This is a genomic window from Halomonas sp. MCCC 1A11062 (assembly GCF_021404355.1).
Taxonomy (GTDB): Bacteria; Pseudomonadota; Gammaproteobacteria; order Pseudomonadales; family Halomonadaceae; genus Halomonas; species Halomonas aerodenitrificans.
Genome location: NZ_JABFTW010000001.1, coordinates 60,259 through 75,576 on the forward strand (window position 1 = coordinate 60,259; position 15,318 = coordinate 75,576).

Sequence of the window (15,318 nt, forward strand, 5' to 3'; positions counted from 1 at the left end):
TCAGCTGCCCTCCCCGCTGGCGGAACCGATCACCACGCCGCCGCAATCGACGGCGTGGCCGGTGAGTGCTGCCGGCTTGCCATCGATCAGGATGGTGCCCGAGCCCTCGGCAATGGAGCGCGGATGCGAGGGGTGCTTGGGCTTGTCGTGCGGGGCCAGGGGGTCGCCCAGGCGCGCTGCCGGTTTGCCGTCGATGATCACGGTCGGGCTGCCGGCGGTGACCGGCGTCGGCGGAAAGCCGTCGTGATCGGTGCCGATGTCACCCACGAGTACCAGTTTGCGTCCCATCTGTCGTTCTCCTGTCGCTATTCGCCTAGTCCCACTCGGCGGGCGCTTCGAAGCTGGCCACCTCGAAGGCATTGACGTGCATGCGTGCAAAGCCGGCCTGCTCCAGGCTGCGTATCGCTGACTGGCAGGCCAGTGGCAGCCGGGCGTTGAGCGGTACGCCGTTCAGGCTGAGGCGCGCCGCCCGCAGCAGGCGGGCCCCGTGTCCGCTGCCCTGCCACTCGGGCTCGACGAAGAAGAAGCGCAGCTGCCAGGCCGCTTCGTCATCCGGTCGGCACGCCAGCAGCATGCCGAGGGTAGGCCCTTCGCCGTGACGCAGCTTGAGCAGCCGACCCTGCCAGCGAGCGATGTTGCCGCCGTCGCGCTGCAGCCACTGGCCGTGCTGCACGGTGAACTCCAGCGCCCGGCGCAGGGTGGCCAGGCGGGCCTCATCGCGCAGTACCCAGGGAGAGTGCCCTTTGGTATCGGCACGCCGGGCCGCCTCGAGGAAGGCGTCGATGTCTTCCATCGAGGCCTCCTCCAGCCCTTTCACCGCCTCCTCCGTGCTGGCAGGCGCCGCCTCCTTGCGGCGTTCGCCGCCGAACAGGCGCTTAAAGGCTGCCAACATCGAAGCCTCCTTCGGCGTACAGCGCGGTGGGCAGCTGGAAGCCGGCGACCAGTGGGCGGGTGAAGGGGTTGCGCGAGCCGGTGGCGTAGAGGCGATAGCGCGCCGTGCCACCGTCGACCTGGAAACGCAGCTCCAGGTCGCGCTCGCCGGCGCTGGTGATCTCCGCCTCGTCGAGCAGACGGAACCAGGCCCAGGCGCCGTCGCGGCTGAGGCTGCGCGGCGAGCGGTTGACCTGGCTCGGCACCAGGGTGATGCGGCTCTCGTTGCCGCCGCGCAGGGCGTTGGGCCAGATCATCGAGACCCGCGAGCTGGCGCTGTGGGCGTAGTCGATGATCTGCCCGTCGATGTTGATCACGCTGCGGCGCTTGTCGGCGCTCAGGCTCACCGGCTCCAGGGCGAACTCCACGTCGAGCACGCCGTCGCGGCCGAAGTAGGCCTGGCGGATCTGCTCGGCGCGCTGGAAGGCGGTGAACACGCTCTGACGCAGCAGCGGACTACCCTCGGCGTCGACCAGGAACTCGGGAGCCTCTTCGATGAAGGGACGCAGGTTCTCCTGATAGAAGCGATCGAGGATGCCACCGCCGGCGAAGAAGGCCTCGAAGTCGGCCAGTGCCACCTCACGCGAGGCGCTGGGCACCAGCGGATAGCGGCCTGCCAGACGCTCCTGATAGGGCCCCACCACCTCGTCGAGCCACTGGTGCTCCAGGTGACGGATGGCGCTGGCCATCATCAGCTGCCAGCTCTGGTCGGCCAGACTCTCGAGCATGCGATCCACCGGGGCCGGGGTGTTCTCGGCAATGCGCTTGAGGTTGTGGATGGGGTCGCCGCCGCGCAGCGCCAGGCGGTCGCGGGCGCTGAGGAAGGCCGCCCGGCCCGGGTCGCTGGCGCCCTGCACCTGGCGCAGGTAGTCGCGCAGTTCGCCGATGGCCACCTTGATCTCGGCGATGTCGGCCGGGTTGTCGCCGCGGGCGTCGAGCAGCGCATTGAGATCGCGGAAGTTGCGCTCGATCTCGCCGGCCAGACGGTAGCGCGGCGAGCGCTCCAGCGCCTGGCGGGCGGTCTCGTCGTCTTCCGGCAGCTCGGGGTAGAGCCGGGTGTGGCGCGCCACTTCGCCGAGCAGGCGATCCAGCGGCCGGCTGGCGCCGAGCAGGGTATCGGCCACGAACACGGCCTGATCGATGTCGGGCAGCGGTACCAGGTAGAGGTCGTCGAGCACCTGACGCCAGGTCACGTGGTAGTCGCTGACGTAGCGCTCGTGCAGAGCATCGCGCAGCTGGCGCTCGTCGGCGGCGCTGAAGGCGATGTCGTCACGCTGGCCCAGCACCCAGAGGTCGATCATCGCCAGCTCGGTGGCCTGTTCGATCTCCTTGAGGAAGTAGCCCTCGAAGCCGTCGCGGGTCACCAGGCTGGGTACCTGCAGGCGCTCCAGCTCGTCGTCGCGGGCCATGAACACGGCGTTGAACGACGGTCCCACACCCTGCGGGAGTTCGAGCACCGCGCCGCTGCGAGTGGAGCTCTCGGCCTTGAGGGTGGCGTAGACCCGCTCATCCATGGGCTGACGCGAGAGCTCTTCCTGAGCGGCCTGCAGACTGCCGCGCAGTGCCGCCATGGCCTGCTCGGCGTGACGGTCGCCGGAGGCGATCTGGCCTTCGAGGTCGGTGTGCGCCATGGCGTAGGCGAGGTGGTCGAGCAGGCGCTCCTGCACGCTGCCGCGCTGCGGGAAGGCACGCTGCCAGCGCCGCGCCATGTAGGCTTCGACCCGCTCGGGCTGACGCCCACTGGCGTCGGACATCATGCGCAGCACGCGCAGCAGGGCCAGCTTCTCGTTGCTGCCCGCCTCGGCGCGGTTCATGTCGTCCATGATGCCGATCATCAGCGAGGGCAGGAAGTGGTAGCTGAGCATCGCCAGATAGGCGCTCTCCACCTGACGTCCCACGGCGTGGCCCTGGTAGAGGCCCATGTCGGCCAGCCACGGCAGGTGCTCACGATAGTCGCCGAACTCCAGGGTGGCGGCGCGCAGCCGGTCGAGGGGCTCCAGCAGCGCATAGCCGGTGGGGTCATCGCTGCGCAGCTCGTCGGGCTGGGCGGCGAGGAAGGCCTCGGCCTTCTCCTCAACCGCCGCCAGCGCCTGGGTGTTCTTCTGGTAGAAGTGGCTCCAGCCACCCACCAGCGCCAGACCGCCCACCAGGCAGGCAAAGGCACTGGTACGACGCAGGCGACGCCGCCTCCGGGCGGCACGGGCGTTGTCGCCGGCCAGCCCCGCCTCGGGGTAGATCACCTTCTCGAACAGCTCCTCGGTGAAGTAGAGCGCGCTGCGCGCGGCGCGGTGGGCCGGCTGAGTGGTATCGGCCATGCCGTAGCGGCGAGCGGCGGCGTCGACGAAGGGATCTTCCGGCACGCCCTGCTGGTACACCGAGGTGAAGTAGGTGCCACGCACCATGGCGGCGGTGGAGTAGCGGTCGCTGGAGAGCGCCTCGCGCAGGAAGCCGAGCAGCACGTCGCGCAGGCCGGCGAGCTGGCGCACGAAGCGGAACACCGATTCACGCTCCTCGCGGTCGCGGCACTCGGCCAGCAGCGTGGGCAGGCTGCGGTTGAGGCGCTCGAGCATGGCATCGTAGGAGTTGGCGAACTCGTCGGCCCACTGATCGATACGCTCGACGCTCTCGGCGCTGAAGGTGAAGCCCAGCGGCGCCCGGCGCGCGGCGCGGGAGTAGTGGCGGAAAAAGTCGTCGAAGCCGTGCAGCAGGTCCATCTTGCTGAAGGTGACGTAGACCGGCAGACGCGCGCCGTGGCGCTCCATCAGCTCGCGCATGCGCGCACGCAACAGCGAGGCGTAGGCCTTGCGCACCGCTACCCGGGCATCGCTCAGCCGCGCCAGGTCGAGCACCAGCACCACGCCGTCCAGCGGGCGCTGGGGGCGGTTGTATTCCAGCCAGCCGACGAAGTGATCCCACAGCCGGCTCTGCATCTCTTGGGGCTCGCCCCCTTCCAGCGCGCCCTGGGTCAGCAGCTCGCCGTCGGGGTCGATCAGTACCGCCTTGTCGCCGATCCACCAGTCGAAGCCGTATTGATTGCCCTTCTTGCCCTGGCCGGAGGCCTTCATCACGTGGGTCAGCGCGAAGTTCTGGCCGGAGCGGTTGATCAGGCTGGTCTTGCCGGCGTTCTCCACGCCCATCACCAGGTACCAGGGCAGCTTGTAGCGCGCTCCGGGACCGGCGCCGAGGTTGTCGAGCAGCTCGTGCAGGGTGGCGTTCAGCGTCGCTTCCTGCTGCTCTACCTGGGCCAGCACCGGGTCGAGCTGCAACTGCTCGTTGTGGCGGCGCTCGTCGCTCACCTCGCGCAGCCGGCGGGCGAGGCGGATGCCCCACACCACCGCCACCAGGGTGGCCAGCGCCAGGGTGGCCAGCAGACGGTTGAGCCAGGGCGCCAGCGGGTAGCTGTCGCGTACCTGCCACATCGGCCCCAGCCACCAGATGGCGGCGACCAGTGCGGCCAGCAGCAGCCACCAGAGCACGGCGGTGAGTTTGCTCGCCTGCTTGCCGATGCCCTGAGCCTTGTTGCCGTGCATCTTGGCCCGGTTGAGGTTGCTTTCAGCCCTGGAGGCGCCGGGTACCCAGCGACTCAGACCGGACTTCACACTTTTCCACATGAGCCTTAGCCCTCGTCCCTGTCGATGATGATGTTGTCGGTGGTGATGCTGCTGTCGGTCGTCTCGGGGTGCCGATCAGCTCGTGTTCGAATCGTGTTCATGTGCCAGTTCATGCGCCCTTCCCCAACGCCCGCTCGAGTCGCTCGAGCAGCGCCGGCTCCCACTGTTCCAAGCCCAGGCCCGCCAGCGAGGCGTGCACCGCGCGATAGTGCTGGGCGGCCAGCGCCGCCAGACCGGCATCGCGCAGCAGGTCGGCGCTGGCCAGCCGCCAATAGGCGACCTCGCGCGGCGAGCGGGCCTCGGCCAGGCCGCGGTCGAGCCCCGTCAGTGCCGCTTCGAGGCCCTCTGCATCGAGCTTTTCGCGCGCCTCGGCGAGCCCCTCCTGCCACGGATCGCCGCCGCCTTGCTGTCCGCCCCCGGCGCTACCGCCCGCGGCGGCCTCCAGCCACTGGCGGGTCTCCGCGTCGACGAAGGCGCTGCCGTCGTTGAAGGTCAGCGCCTCGATGCCGGGCAGACGCTCGACGAAGCGACCCGCCTCATCGCGAATGGCCGCGGCGCAACGCGGATGGCCGAGCCGCTCGGCGGCGCTCGCGCTGAGACGGTGCCCCTCCAGCCAGTAGGGGCTCACCGCCAGACTGTTCTCGATGCGCTTCCACAGCTCGGCGTCGGCGCCGCGAGAGAGCGCCTCGCGATACTCCGCCACCCGGTCGGCGGCGGGTGGCGCCAGCTCGGAGCGGACGCCGTCGCGGGTGGCCGGCAGCGCCTGGATGGCATGCCAGATGGCGTGACGCCGCAACCGATAGCCGAGCGGGTCGCTCGGGCTCTGCTCGTTGAGGAAGTCGGCCATCTTCAGCAGCGCCTGCCGGTTGCCACGCTCGTTGCCCGCTTCCAGACGCATCTCAGGCAGCTTGGCCGTGGGCGCCGAGGTACCGCTCGGCGCGGTACTTGGTGAAGCCTCTTCCCGCGACGGCGCGGCGGTGGACGCCGCGGCCTGGCTGGGGCGGGCCTGACGCAGCAGGCGCTGCAGGTCCACCAGCGGCTCATCGGGCAGTTCGAGCCCCCGGGCCGCCGCCAGCAGGGCCTCCAGGGCACCCTCGCAGGCCTGGTGCTCGTCGGCGGCGTTGTCGAAGTCGAGGGTTTCCGCCAGCGTCAGCGCACGCTGGGCGAACTGGAGGAACAGCCGTGGCCGCAGCCGTTCGCCCTGCACGCCGCCGTAGGGGTAGGCCTGGTTCCACCAGCCTTCGAGACTGCCGGCGAACAGCCGCAGCGAGAGGGCGAAGCGCACGCCGTCGCCGCCGCGCTGCAGGCAGTGCAGCAGGTGGCCCAGCACCTTGAGGTCCTTGCCGGTTTCGCTCAGCAGCCGCACGGCGCGGGTCTCGGCGCCCTCCCAATCGACACCGCCGTGCTGCAGCGAGCCGATCTTCATCATCTCCTCGTCGAGCCAGGCATAGTCGGCGCTGTCGACCACGGACCTGCCCACGCCCTCCGGGGGGAGCGCGGCCAGCAGGCCTTCCAACTGTGTCTCGTTGACGATTCGCATCTCTACCTCACCAGCGACAGGCGTCGCGCAGCGGCTGAATCGCCTGGCGCAGCCCGGCGGTCTCGAAGCGCAGGCCGTCGAGGGTGGCCTGATCGCTGCCCAGTACCAGCTCGTCGGCGTCCAGCAGCTGCTGCAGCGTGGCGATGGCCGGCAGCCCCCGGCCGCCACTGACCACGTAGCCGCCGTCGCGGGCCTGCCATACCTGCTCCAGCTCGCGTCCACCGGCCCGTAGGCGCACCTGCACCCGGGGCGCGTCCAACGCCTGAGGCAGGTGGAGCTGGAAGCGGGTGATGGTCTTCTCGCAGGCGATCACCAGCTGCGGCCGCGGCGGCACGCTGCCCAACGCCGGCGCGCTGATGCGCACGTCCTCACCCTCCTCGCGCACCAGCAGGCCCATATCGTCGCCTTCGCGCTCGGCCTCCTGGGCGTTGATCGCGTGCCACAGGGCGGGGCGCAGCTCTTCGCTCATCGTCTCTTCGTCGAAGGTCAGGAACAGGGCGTCATAACAGCCCAGCCGCTCCAGGCGCGAGGACTCGGCCGCGCACTCGCGGGCCTGGGCCACCACGGCCTCGGCGGTGTCGCCCCAGGCGTCGGCGGCAACGATCAGGCTCACGGCCAGCGCCAGCCACGGCGCGCGGCGGAAAACAGAGGTCGAACTCATTTGGCATCCAGTTCCAGCAGTCGGCACTTGTGTGCCAGGGTGCGCTTGGGCAGGCCGAGGCTCTCGGCCGCCAGGGCGCGGTTGCCATCGAACAGCAGCAGGCGCTGGCGAATCAGCTCCGCTTCGTAGTCGCGCAAGGCGCGACGCAGATCCTTCACGCTTTCGGCATTCGCCTTGACGGGCGCTGTTGAGGCGCTGCCATCGTCATCGGCCTGCGCCTCGCCATCGGCCTGGGCTGGCAGCGCCTCGGGGGCGACATCCTCGCCGGGGCGGGTCATGGCGCAGGCGTAGTCGATCAGGTTCTTCAGCTCGCGCACGTTGCCCGGGTAGTCACGCTCGCGCAGCTGGCGCAGCGCGGCCGGGGTGATGCCCATCTCGCCGCGCCCCTCGCGGGTACAGAAATCGGCGACGAAGGCTTCGGCCAGCTCGGCGATGTCCTCGCTGCGTTCGCGCAGCGGCGGCAGGGTCAGCGGGAACTGCCCCAGCCGGTAGTAGAGATCGGCGCGGAAGTGCTGGTCGCGAATCCGTTCGCGCAGCGGCTGGTGGGTGGCCGCCACCAGGCGCAGGTCGGCGCGACGCTCCTCGCTCGAGCCCAGCGGCCGGTAGCAGCCACTCTCCAGCACCCGCAGCAGCTTGGCCTGCAGCGGCAGCGGCATGTCGCCGATCTCGTCGAGGAACAGGGTGCCACCGTCGGCCTGGCTGATCAGCCCTTCGCGGGCCCGGTCGGCCCCTGAGAAGGCGCCCTTGGCGTGACCGAACAGTTCCGACTCCAGCAGCGATTCGGGAATCGCCGCGCAGTTGATCGCCATGAAGGCGCCTTCGCGCCGTCCCGAGAGCCGATGAATGGCACGAGCCACGCGATCCTTGCCGGTGCCGGTCTCACCCTGCAGCAGCACCGCCAGGTTGGTTTCCGCCGCCCGTACCACCTGGCTGCGCAGCGCCTGCATGGCCGGCGAGCCACCCAGCAGATCCGCGGCCAGCCGCTCGGCCAGGGCCTGGCGCCGGGCGCCGTCGCTGAGCTGGGCCAGCGACTGACGCAGGCTCGCCTCACGCTGACGCTCGCCCTGGTGGCGGGTCAGCCCCGCCCACAGTCGGCACAGCAGCGCCTCGAAGGCAGCGAACTCGCCGTCCGCCTCGAGCCGGGCGAGGGTAGCCGCTTCACCGGCCATGGCCAGGGCACCGAGCCACTCACGCTTGCCGTCCAGCGCCCGCAGCGGACGCACCACCAGCTGCAGCCCACCGGAAAGCGCTGCCACCTGAGCCTGGAAGTCGGCGTGGTCGAGCCGCGAACGCGCCTCCAGCAGGCCAAGGCGCAGCGGCTTGCCCTGACGAATGGCATAGGCATAGGGGTGACGGAAGTCGTCGCAGTCGAAGCGCACGTCACTACCATCGCCACCCAGACCGTCGGCACCCAGCCAGCGTCCGCTGCCGTCGAGGTAGAGACAGCTGACCCAGGCCAGCTGGTGGCTGGCCTGGAGAATGCCGCTGGCGCAGGCGCGCAGCTCGGCGGGCGAGGCGCTTTCGACCAGCGCCAGCGCGCGCGCCATGCCGTCGAGGCCGGGCCCCGTCGGCAGGTCGCCTTCGCACCAGCGCATGTCGATCGCCTTCGCCGTCATCGCTTACACCACCTCCGCGGTAAAGGCGCCCGCCTCGTCGACGCCCAAGGCCACCCGGGTCACCGGCTCGCGCCGCGCCATGCGGTCGAGCAGCGCCCGCGACACCGGCGGCAGCAGCTCGCCGTCGATCACCGACTCGAGCATGCGTGCGCCGTTCTCGCTGCGGGTGGCGCGCACGCAGATGGCGTCGCGCAGGGCCTCGTCGAGCACTACTTCGGCCTGGCGATGGCGCGAGCGGATACGCTCGGCCAGGGTGTCGAGCTTGGCCGCCACGATGTCGCGCAGGGTGTCGGCGCCCAGCGGGAAGTAGGGCACCACTTCCATGCGCGCCAGCAGCGCCGGCTTGAAGAAGCCCGCCAGCACCGGGTAGAGCGCGTCGTCCAGCGCCGCGGGCTCGTCGGCGTGGGCGACGATGGCCTCGTAGCCGAGGTTCGAGGTGAGGAAGAACACCACGTTCTTGCAGTCGATCAGGCGCCCTTCCCCATCGGCCAGCTCGCCTTTGTCGAAGGCCTGGTAGAACAGGTTGAGCACGTCCGGGTGAGCCTTCTCGACCTCGTCGAGCAGCACCACCGAGTAGGGCCGCTGACGGATCGCCTCGGTCAGCAGACCGCCCTCGCCGAAGCCCACGTAGCCCGGCGGCGAGCCGATCAGCCGCGACACGGTGTGCTTCTCCTGGTACTCGGACATGTTGATGGTGGTGAGGAACTGGCGACCGCCGTAGAGACGCTCGGCGATCTGCACCACGGTCTCGGTCTTGCCCACGCCGCTGGGGCCGACCAGCAGGAAGGCACCCAGTGGGCGGCCGGGACGGCGCAGGTCGGCGCGGGCGGTGAGCAGGTGACGATGCACGCGCTCGATGGCCACGTCCTGGCCCTGCACCAGCCGGCCGAGGTGCTCGGGCAGCTCGGTGAGACGGGTCAGCTCATCGCTGGTCATGCGCTCCACCGGCACCCCGGTCCAGTCGCCGATGACCTGGGCGATCTGTGCCTCCTCGACGCTGGCGTTGACCAGGGCGAACTCCTGCTGCAGCTCGGCCAGACGCGCCTCGTGGCGGGCCAGAGCTTCGTGCGGATCTTCTTCTGCGACGGCGCCCCCATCGGCAGCCTCGCCGGCGCTCTCTTCAGGGCTCTCGGCGACACCCGCTTCAAGGCCTTCTTCAAGTCCTGCTTCAAGACCTTCTGCAAGACTATCAGCAGGGCTCGCGGCGACGGCATCCGCTGCCGTCACGCCGTCGCTGGCCACCTCGGCCTCGGCAGCCGCAGGCTCGGCGTCAGCGTCTTCTTTGCCCGCTTCGAGCAGCTGACGATGCAGCGCGATGATAGCGTCGACGCACTCGCGCTGGTCGATCCAGGCCGCCTCGAGCCGCTCGACTTCCTCCTCCAGGCGTGCCAGGCGGGCGTCGAGTTCGGCCTCGCGGGCCGGATCGGGGCTGCGCCCCAGCAGGCGTTCGCGGTCGAGCTGCTCGCGCTCGCGCTGGGCCGAAATGTGCTCGCTCTTGAGGTGGCTGAGCCGACGCGGCGGCGTATCCAGCGCCTGGGAGAGCCGCGCACAGGCGGTGTCGAGCACGTCGATGGCCTTGTCGGGCAGCTGGCGGCCGGCCAGGTAGCGCGCCGAAAGCTCGGCGGCGGCGCGCAGGCCGCTGTCGCCGACCAGTACGCCGTGGGCGTTCTCGTAGGTGTCGCGCAGGCCGCGCAGGATCATCAGCGCCTGGTCGACGCTGGGCTCGGCCAGGGCCACCGGCTGGAAGCGCCGGGAGAGCGCCGGGTCCTTCTCGAAGTACTTCTTGTACTCGCGCCAGGTGGTGGCGGCGATGGTGCGCAGTTCGCCGCGGGCCAGGGCCGGCTTGAGCAGGTTGGCAGCGTCGCCACCGCCCTCCTGATTGCCGGCGCCGATCAGGGTGTGGGCCTCGTCGATGAACAACAGGATCGGCCGCGGCGAGGACTTGACCTCCTCGATCACCGCCTTGAGGCGCTTCTCGAACTCGCCCTTGACCGCGGCACCGGCCTGCAGCGCACCGAGGTCGAGACTCATCAGCTCGACATCGGCCAGCGCCGAGGGTACGCGACCCTCGACGATGCGCGCGGCGAGACCCTCCACCACGGCGCTCTTGCCCACCCCGGCATCGCCGATGACGATGGGGTTGTTCTTGCGCCGACGACCGAGGATGTCGAGCATCTGGTCGATTTCCGGATCGCGGCACAGCACCGGGTCGAGCTCGCCGCGCCGGGCCTGCTCGGTGAGCGAGGTGGCGAAGCGTGCCAGGGCGCTGTCGCCCTGAGCGGCCTGGGCCGGACGCCGCCCGGCGTCGCCGGACTCGGCGCGGGGCGCTTCGGCGGAGTCGGCGGCCAGCCGCTCGAAGCCGCGACGCAGTCCCTCACGATTGATCTCGGCCAGCAGCGCGGCGCTGCGCGGTCCCACATAGCGCCCGGTGTTGTGCAGCAGGGCGGTGAAGATCAGGCCGCTGCGCAGGCTGTCATAGCTGAATTCGGTCGTGGCCAGCAGCCAGGCGTCCTGCAGCAGCTCGACCAGCAGCGGCGAGAAGCTCGGCGTGGTGACGGCCAGATCCCGCGGCGGGCGGGTCTCCTCGGCCAGCCGTGCGCGCAGCTCATGAAGGTCGACGCCCTGCCCTTCGAGCAGGCAGCGCAGGTCGCACAGCGGCTGATCGATCAGCGCCAGCAGCAGATGGCCGGCGGTGACCTCGGGGGCCTGCTGCTCGGCGCACAGCACCGCGGCCTGCTCCAGGCCTTGACGGGAAACGGCGTTGAGACGGCCGATGAGCGCGGGAAGCTCTACCCTGAGCATGGGATCTCCTAACGGTAAATCTGATCGAGAAGGGTACCGACCTGGGCCGCTTGCTGATCGAGCGTCCAGGCGAAGCCCAGGTAGGCGCCAACCATGGCGACGGCGAACAGCGCAAACACGCTCCACACCGGCATGCCGCGACCGCGGTGGTGACGTCCCGGCATGACGTTGTCGAGCGGCCGGGTCAGGCTGTCCTCGGGGGTGTCGCTGAGGGACGCCAACTGGTCGCCGAGGGTGCGCACGATGTGCTCGTACTCCTCGCGGCCGTGGTCCATGACCTTGTAGCGTCCCTCGAAGCCGAGACACAGGCAGAGGTAGATGAACTCCAGCATGTCGCGGTAGCGCTGCGGCTCCTGCTGCAGCCGGGCGAGGATCGAGAAGACCTTCTCGCCGCCCCAGGTCTCATTGTGGAAACGCGTCAGCAGCGAGTGCTCGGCCCAGCTGCTCTGGTGCCCCCAGGGCGTGCCCATCACCGCCTCGTCGATGAACGAGCAGAGCACGTAGCGGAAGGCCAGCAGCGTGGGCCGGTCGTAGCCCTGCTCGGTGAGCTCCACCTCGATGGCGGCGATCTCGTCGACCACCTGACGGTAGAGCCGGTCGAGATCGCCCACGCCGTCGAGCTGGCGCACCCGCAGCACCATGCCCAGCAGCGAACTGGCGGCGTCGGCCAGCGGGTTGAGGTTGTAGCCGCGCAGGCGGAACCAGTACTCCTCGTCGGCGTCGAGCTGTTCGGCATGGCTGTGGATAAGCCGCTCCAGCCCGCGCTCGTCGATGCGGTCCTCATGGCGGGTGGGGGCATAGCGCGCCACGGCGCCAGCCTCGGGTTCGTATCGCGTGGTGGCAAGTTCTTGCATGGCTTAGCTCCTGATCGCCCAGAACTGCATTTCGAGCCCGGGGAATTCGCCCGCCACGTGGAAGGCGAAACCGCTGGCACCGTCGAGCATGCTCCAGGCCTGGCTCTGCCGGTCGAGACGGAAGTAGCTGTAGCCGGCGTGGTAGGGCAGTTCGCGCGGGGCCACCGGCAGCGGCTCCAGCGGTACGCCAGGCAGCTGCAGGCTGATGAGGTCGCGGATGCGCTCCACGCTGGCCACCTTGGTCTGCTGCAGGAACAGCTTGCGCAGCCGCTCGTGGGGCATGTCGGCACGCACCGCGAGGATGAAATCGGCACTTTCGAGCAGGGCCGGATCGGCCAGCGGTGCCACCAGCAGGCCGTAGCGGCGCGACTGCAACTGGATCGCCAGCGCGCGCGGCTCGAGCACGGTGGAGAGCGCCTGTCGCAGGCTCTGCATCAGCATGCGGAAGGCCCGCTCGGGGTGGTCGTGGTCGTAGGCCGGATACTCCGGCGGCAGCCGCGACTCGTCGGTGAAGGTCACCAGTTCACTGGCGGTTTCCAGCATGGTGGCGAACAGCCGCTCCGGGTGCAGATGACCCAGGCGCGCCAGGTGCTGGAAGCGCGGCTGGGCGCGGTTGAGCAGCTGCAGCAGCATGAAGTCGGAGACGTCGGCCACGCCGGCCTGGTGCGGCGAAGCGAGGCGATGGGCGATATTGCGCGCGCGCTCACGCATCAGCCCGGCCATCTCGCCGACGAAGCGCTGCAGCACCGGCGCCGCCTGCACGTTGAGCAGCGTAGGGATGAACTGCTCGTCGAGCACCAGGCTGCCGTCGGGGCGCCGCTCGTGGATGCGCGCCACCGCCAGGCAGGTGTAGGCGCTGCGGTCGTCGCGCTCGAGCAGCAGCCTGGGCGCGACCCGGGCGACATCGAGAATGGCGGTGTCGCCGTCGCGGGAGTGCAGGTCGCGCACGCTGCGCTGGGCCAGGCGATAGCGGGTCGGCAGGTCGTCGTCGGGCCAGCGCACCTCGCCCACCGCATCGGTGGCCAGCGGCAGGCAGAGGTAGACGAGCTGGTTGGCGATACCGGCGTCGTCGATCTCCAGCGGCTGCGGCTCGATGTCGTCTTCGGGCAGCAGGAAGGCCGTACCGTCGGGCATCACGCCGCTGGCACGGCTGATGGCGATGCGCCCGAAGCTCAGGTACTCGGCGTTGAGCTCCAGGGTCTGGAAGCCGTACAGGGCGTGGCTGATGCCGCGCAGGCGCGTCTCGAGCAGGCCCTCGAGGCTACGCTGCTGCTGCTGGAAGTGCTGCGGCTTGATGAACAGCCCTTCGCTCCATACCACTCGGTTGCGGCTGGCCATCAGTCTTCCTTCCTCAGCTCGGCCTCGTCGGCGCGCAGGTGCACCAGCAGGTGGTAGTCCTCACTGAGCGAGGCGACCCGGACCACCTTCTTCCATTCGGTCTGGTCGGGGTTGTTGTAGAAGGCGATCAGCCCGATGTAGCGGGTCTCTTCGTCGATGTCGAACGGCTCGTAGAACTTCCACTGCCCCGGCAGCAGGGTGAAGTCGTCATGCGAGAGATAGTTGGTGCCCAGGGCGCCTTCCAGGTCGTTGAGCAGCTGCTGGTGGTCGGCCGCCATCAGCATGGAGTCGTCCTTGAGCTGCAGGATCTGGAAACGCAGCGGCGTACCCTCGCCCTCGAAGTTGGGATTGACGTCGGGCTCGGCGAGCATGGCCAGGTCGACCCGGGTCGGGCGGTCTTCGGGGTGGCCCACCGGGACCGAGGGATCACGGATCACCTGCCAGGTCTTGCCGATGGTGGTACAGCCGCTGAGAACCAGCGCCAGCAGCAGCACCGCCAGCCACGTCAAGGAGCGCCCCGAGGCCTTGCTTGCGCGCAAAAGTCTTGTACTCATGTTTCCTGCGTCCCGTCTTGTTGTGTTCACTTGGCTTCGCGCTGCTGACGTCGCACCGATTGGTCGTAGGCCTGCTCGAACACCTCCCAGAACAGCTTGGCGAAGCCCTGCTGACGGCCGGAGTTGAGCTCCTGGTAGTAATGGCGATACATCTCCCAGGCCCAGCTGCCCTCGTCGTCGAGACGGTTGCCGGCACCGCGATAGGCGTGGAAGCGCTTGAGCAGGGCATCGGGGGCGAAGGCATCGAGGATCGCCTGCAGCGCCTCGCCGATGGCCTCCTCCACCGCCGCCTGATGCTGCCCCTGATGGGTCAGGCACTCGGTGACGGCCGCCGGCGCCGAGAGGTGCACCGGGCTGCGGCGGGCGGAGAACATCGTCTCTACCGTTTCGCGGTAGGGCTGGCCCAGGCGCAGCGGGTTGTCCTCGATCGGCTGCAGGCGGCGGTCGCGCAGCGGATAGCGGCTGTCGTCCTGGGCGCGGTGCAGCGCCTGCAGGCCTTCGATGGCGGCGCGCAGGGTCTGGCCGGCCTCGGCCAGGAAGTTGAGCTGCTCTTCGCTGTCGGCAAAGCGCAGCTCGGCGCCGAGTGCGCGCAGCAGCGGATCGCTGCCGGTGGAGCCGGCGCCGGCGGGTACGCTGTCCTGCCAGCGCTCCTCGAGCTGCTCACCCACCGAGCGTTCCAGATCGTTCAGCAGGCCTTCGTCCATTTCCCGGTTCATGTTGGTATCTTCCTCGTATCGTCGATTGGTCGGCGTCGCTGCGCGCCACTCCAGAGAGCCGTGCTGTCCCGTGTCGCCATGCCGCTGCTCGGCCAGTACGCCGAGCAGCGCATCGTCATCGCCTTGCGCCGCGTCATGCTCGTGGGCCAGGGCAGTGAGCGGATCGCGCTGGCTGGCGCCCGGCGTGGCCTCGCCCAGGGCCTCCAGCGGGTCGTCGCGGCGCGGCGGCGGAAAGGCGGCCGAGTGCGCGGCCCGGTACGGCACCACGCCCTGCTCCGCCAGCACCTCCTGTTCGTCGTCGACCAGCGCGGCAAGCGGCTGGGCGCCGGGCAGGCCGGCCTGGCGGTCGCCCAGATGCACGCGCACCCGGTATTCGCCGATCCCCAGCTCGTCGCCATCGCGCAGGGCGACCCGGCGCTCGCGGCCCAGCGGCAGCGTGGCCTGATTGATGAAGGTGTGACCGCTGCGGTCGATCAGGCAGAACTGGCCGTCGGCCCTGCGGATCTCGGCATGGGCGGGGCGGATTCGCCCGGCATGGTCCTGCAGCAGCCAGTCGTCGCTCTCGGCGCTGCCCAGGGTTCCCCCCGAGGCCGGAAATACATGGCTGCTGGTGGAACGCCCCTCCAGCCGTTCGCTGTTGAGCACCACCAAGGTGACGGCGCTGGCGGCGACCTGGGGCCGGGAAAGATACGTCAT

11 protein-coding genes are annotated in these 15,318 nt (G+C 69.8%); all 11 read right to left on the minus strand.

Annotated features, from left to right (window positions below; genetic code table 11):
• Nucleotides 1-288 carry a type VI secretion system PAAR protein gene (locus HOP58_RS00280; RefSeq protein WP_181513494.1) on the minus strand — a complete coding sequence of 96 codons (288 nt, stop codon included), beginning with the start codon at nucleotides 286-288 and terminating at the stop codon, nucleotides 1-3.
• A 25-nt stretch (nucleotides 289-313) separates the two neighbouring features.
• On the minus strand, nucleotides 314-892 hold the full coding sequence (locus tag HOP58_RS00285; RefSeq protein ID WP_010626168.1) for a GNAT family N-acetyltransferase: 579 nt from the start codon (nucleotides 890-892) through the stop codon (nucleotides 314-316).
• Nucleotides 876-4,541, minus strand: a complete 3,666-nt coding sequence (tssM, locus tag HOP58_RS00290; protein ID WP_234259123.1) for a type VI secretion system membrane subunit TssM — start codon at nucleotides 4,539-4,541, stop codon at nucleotides 876-878. Before tssM ends, HOP58_RS00285 begins: the two co-directional genes overlap by 17 nt.
• A 109-nt stretch (nucleotides 4,542-4,650) precedes the next feature.
• Nucleotides 4,651-6,081 (minus strand): type VI secretion system protein TssA, encoded by a 1,431-nt coding sequence (gene tssA / locus HOP58_RS00295; protein WP_234259125.1) that lies wholly within the window; start codon nucleotides 6,079-6,081, stop codon nucleotides 4,651-4,653.
• Nucleotides 6,082-6,088: 7 nt separating this feature from the next.
• A complete protein-coding gene (vasI, locus tag HOP58_RS00300; protein ID WP_234259127.1) occupies nucleotides 6,089-6,742 on the minus strand; it encodes a type VI secretion system-associated protein VasI in 654 nt (217 codons plus the stop codon).
• Nucleotides 6,739-8,358: a sigma-54 dependent transcriptional regulator gene (locus HOP58_RS00305; protein ID WP_234259128.1), complete on the minus strand. Its 1,620-nt coding sequence runs from the start codon at nucleotides 8,356-8,358 to the stop codon at nucleotides 6,739-6,741. The genes vasI and HOP58_RS00305 overlap by 4 nt, the downstream gene beginning before the upstream one ends.
• Nucleotides 8,359-8,361: 3 nt before the next feature.
• On the minus strand, nucleotides 8,362-11,160 hold the full coding sequence (gene tssH, locus HOP58_RS00310; protein WP_234259130.1) for a type VI secretion system ATPase TssH: 2,799 nt from the start codon (nucleotides 11,158-11,160) through the stop codon (nucleotides 8,362-8,364).
• A gap of 8 nt (nucleotides 11,161-11,168) precedes the next feature.
• Nucleotides 11,169-12,014, minus strand: coding sequence for a type IVB secretion system protein IcmH/DotU (icmH, locus tag HOP58_RS00315; protein ID WP_234259133.1), 846 nt, complete (start codon nucleotides 12,012-12,014; stop codon nucleotides 11,169-11,171).
• Nucleotides 12,015-12,017: 3 nt separating this feature from the next.
• Nucleotides 12,018-13,352 carry a type VI secretion system baseplate subunit TssK gene (tssK, locus tag HOP58_RS00320; RefSeq protein WP_010626159.1) on the minus strand — a complete coding sequence of 445 codons (1,335 nt, stop codon included), beginning with the start codon at nucleotides 13,350-13,352 and terminating at the stop codon, nucleotides 12,018-12,020.
• Nucleotides 13,352-13,906, minus strand: a complete 555-nt coding sequence (tssJ, locus tag HOP58_RS00325; protein WP_234259135.1) for a type VI secretion system lipoprotein TssJ — start codon at nucleotides 13,904-13,906, stop codon at nucleotides 13,352-13,354. The genes tssK and tssJ overlap by 1 nt, the downstream gene beginning before the upstream one ends.
• 26 nt (nucleotides 13,907-13,932) lie before the next feature.
• Nucleotides 13,933-15,318 carry a type VI secretion system-associated FHA domain protein TagH gene (gene tagH, locus HOP58_RS00330; RefSeq protein ID WP_234259137.1) on the minus strand — a complete coding sequence of 462 codons (1,386 nt, stop codon included), beginning with the start codon at nucleotides 15,316-15,318 and terminating at the stop codon, nucleotides 13,933-13,935.

What these genes read in the sequence shown, in the direction of transcription:
- HOP58_RS00280 (WP_181513494.1), bottom strand. Translation starts at nt 288, where the DNA reads ATGGGACGCAAACTGGTACTCGTGGGTGACATCGGCACCGATCACGAC.
- HOP58_RS00285 (WP_010626168.1), bottom strand. Translation starts at nt 892, where the DNA reads ATGTTGGCAGCCTTTAAGCGCCTGTTCGGCGGCGAACGCCGCAAGGAG.
- tssM (WP_234259123.1), bottom strand. Translation starts at nt 4,541, where the DNA reads ATGTGGAAAAGTGTGAAGTCCGGTCTGAGTCGCTGGGTACCCGGCGCC.
- tssA (WP_234259125.1), bottom strand. Translation starts at nt 6,081, where the DNA reads ATGCGAATCGTCAACGAGACACAGTTGGAAGGCCTGCTGGCCGCGCTC.
- vasI (WP_234259127.1), bottom strand. Translation starts at nt 6,742, where the DNA reads ATGAGTTCGACCTCTGTTTTCCGCCGCGCGCCGTGGCTGGCGCTGGCC.
- HOP58_RS00305 (WP_234259128.1), bottom strand. Translation starts at nt 8,358, where the DNA reads ATGACGGCGAAGGCGATCGACATGCGCTGGTGCGAAGGCGACCTGCCG.
- tssH (WP_234259130.1), bottom strand. Translation starts at nt 11,160, where the DNA reads ATGCTCAGGGTAGAGCTTCCCGCGCTCATCGGCCGTCTCAACGCCGTT.
- icmH (WP_234259133.1), bottom strand. Translation starts at nt 12,014, where the DNA reads ATGCAAGAACTTGCCACCACGCGATACGAACCCGAGGCTGGCGCCGTG.
- tssK (WP_010626159.1), bottom strand. Translation starts at nt 13,352, where the DNA reads ATGGCCAGCCGCAACCGAGTGGTATGGAGCGAAGGGCTGTTCATCAAG.
- tssJ (WP_234259135.1), bottom strand. Translation starts at nt 13,906, where the DNA reads ATGAGTACAAGACTTTTGCGCGCAAGCAAGGCCTCGGGGCGCTCCTTG.
- tagH (WP_234259137.1), bottom strand. Translation starts at nt 15,318, where the DNA reads ATGACGTATCTTTCCCGGCCCCAGGTCGCCGCCAGCGCCGTCACCTTG.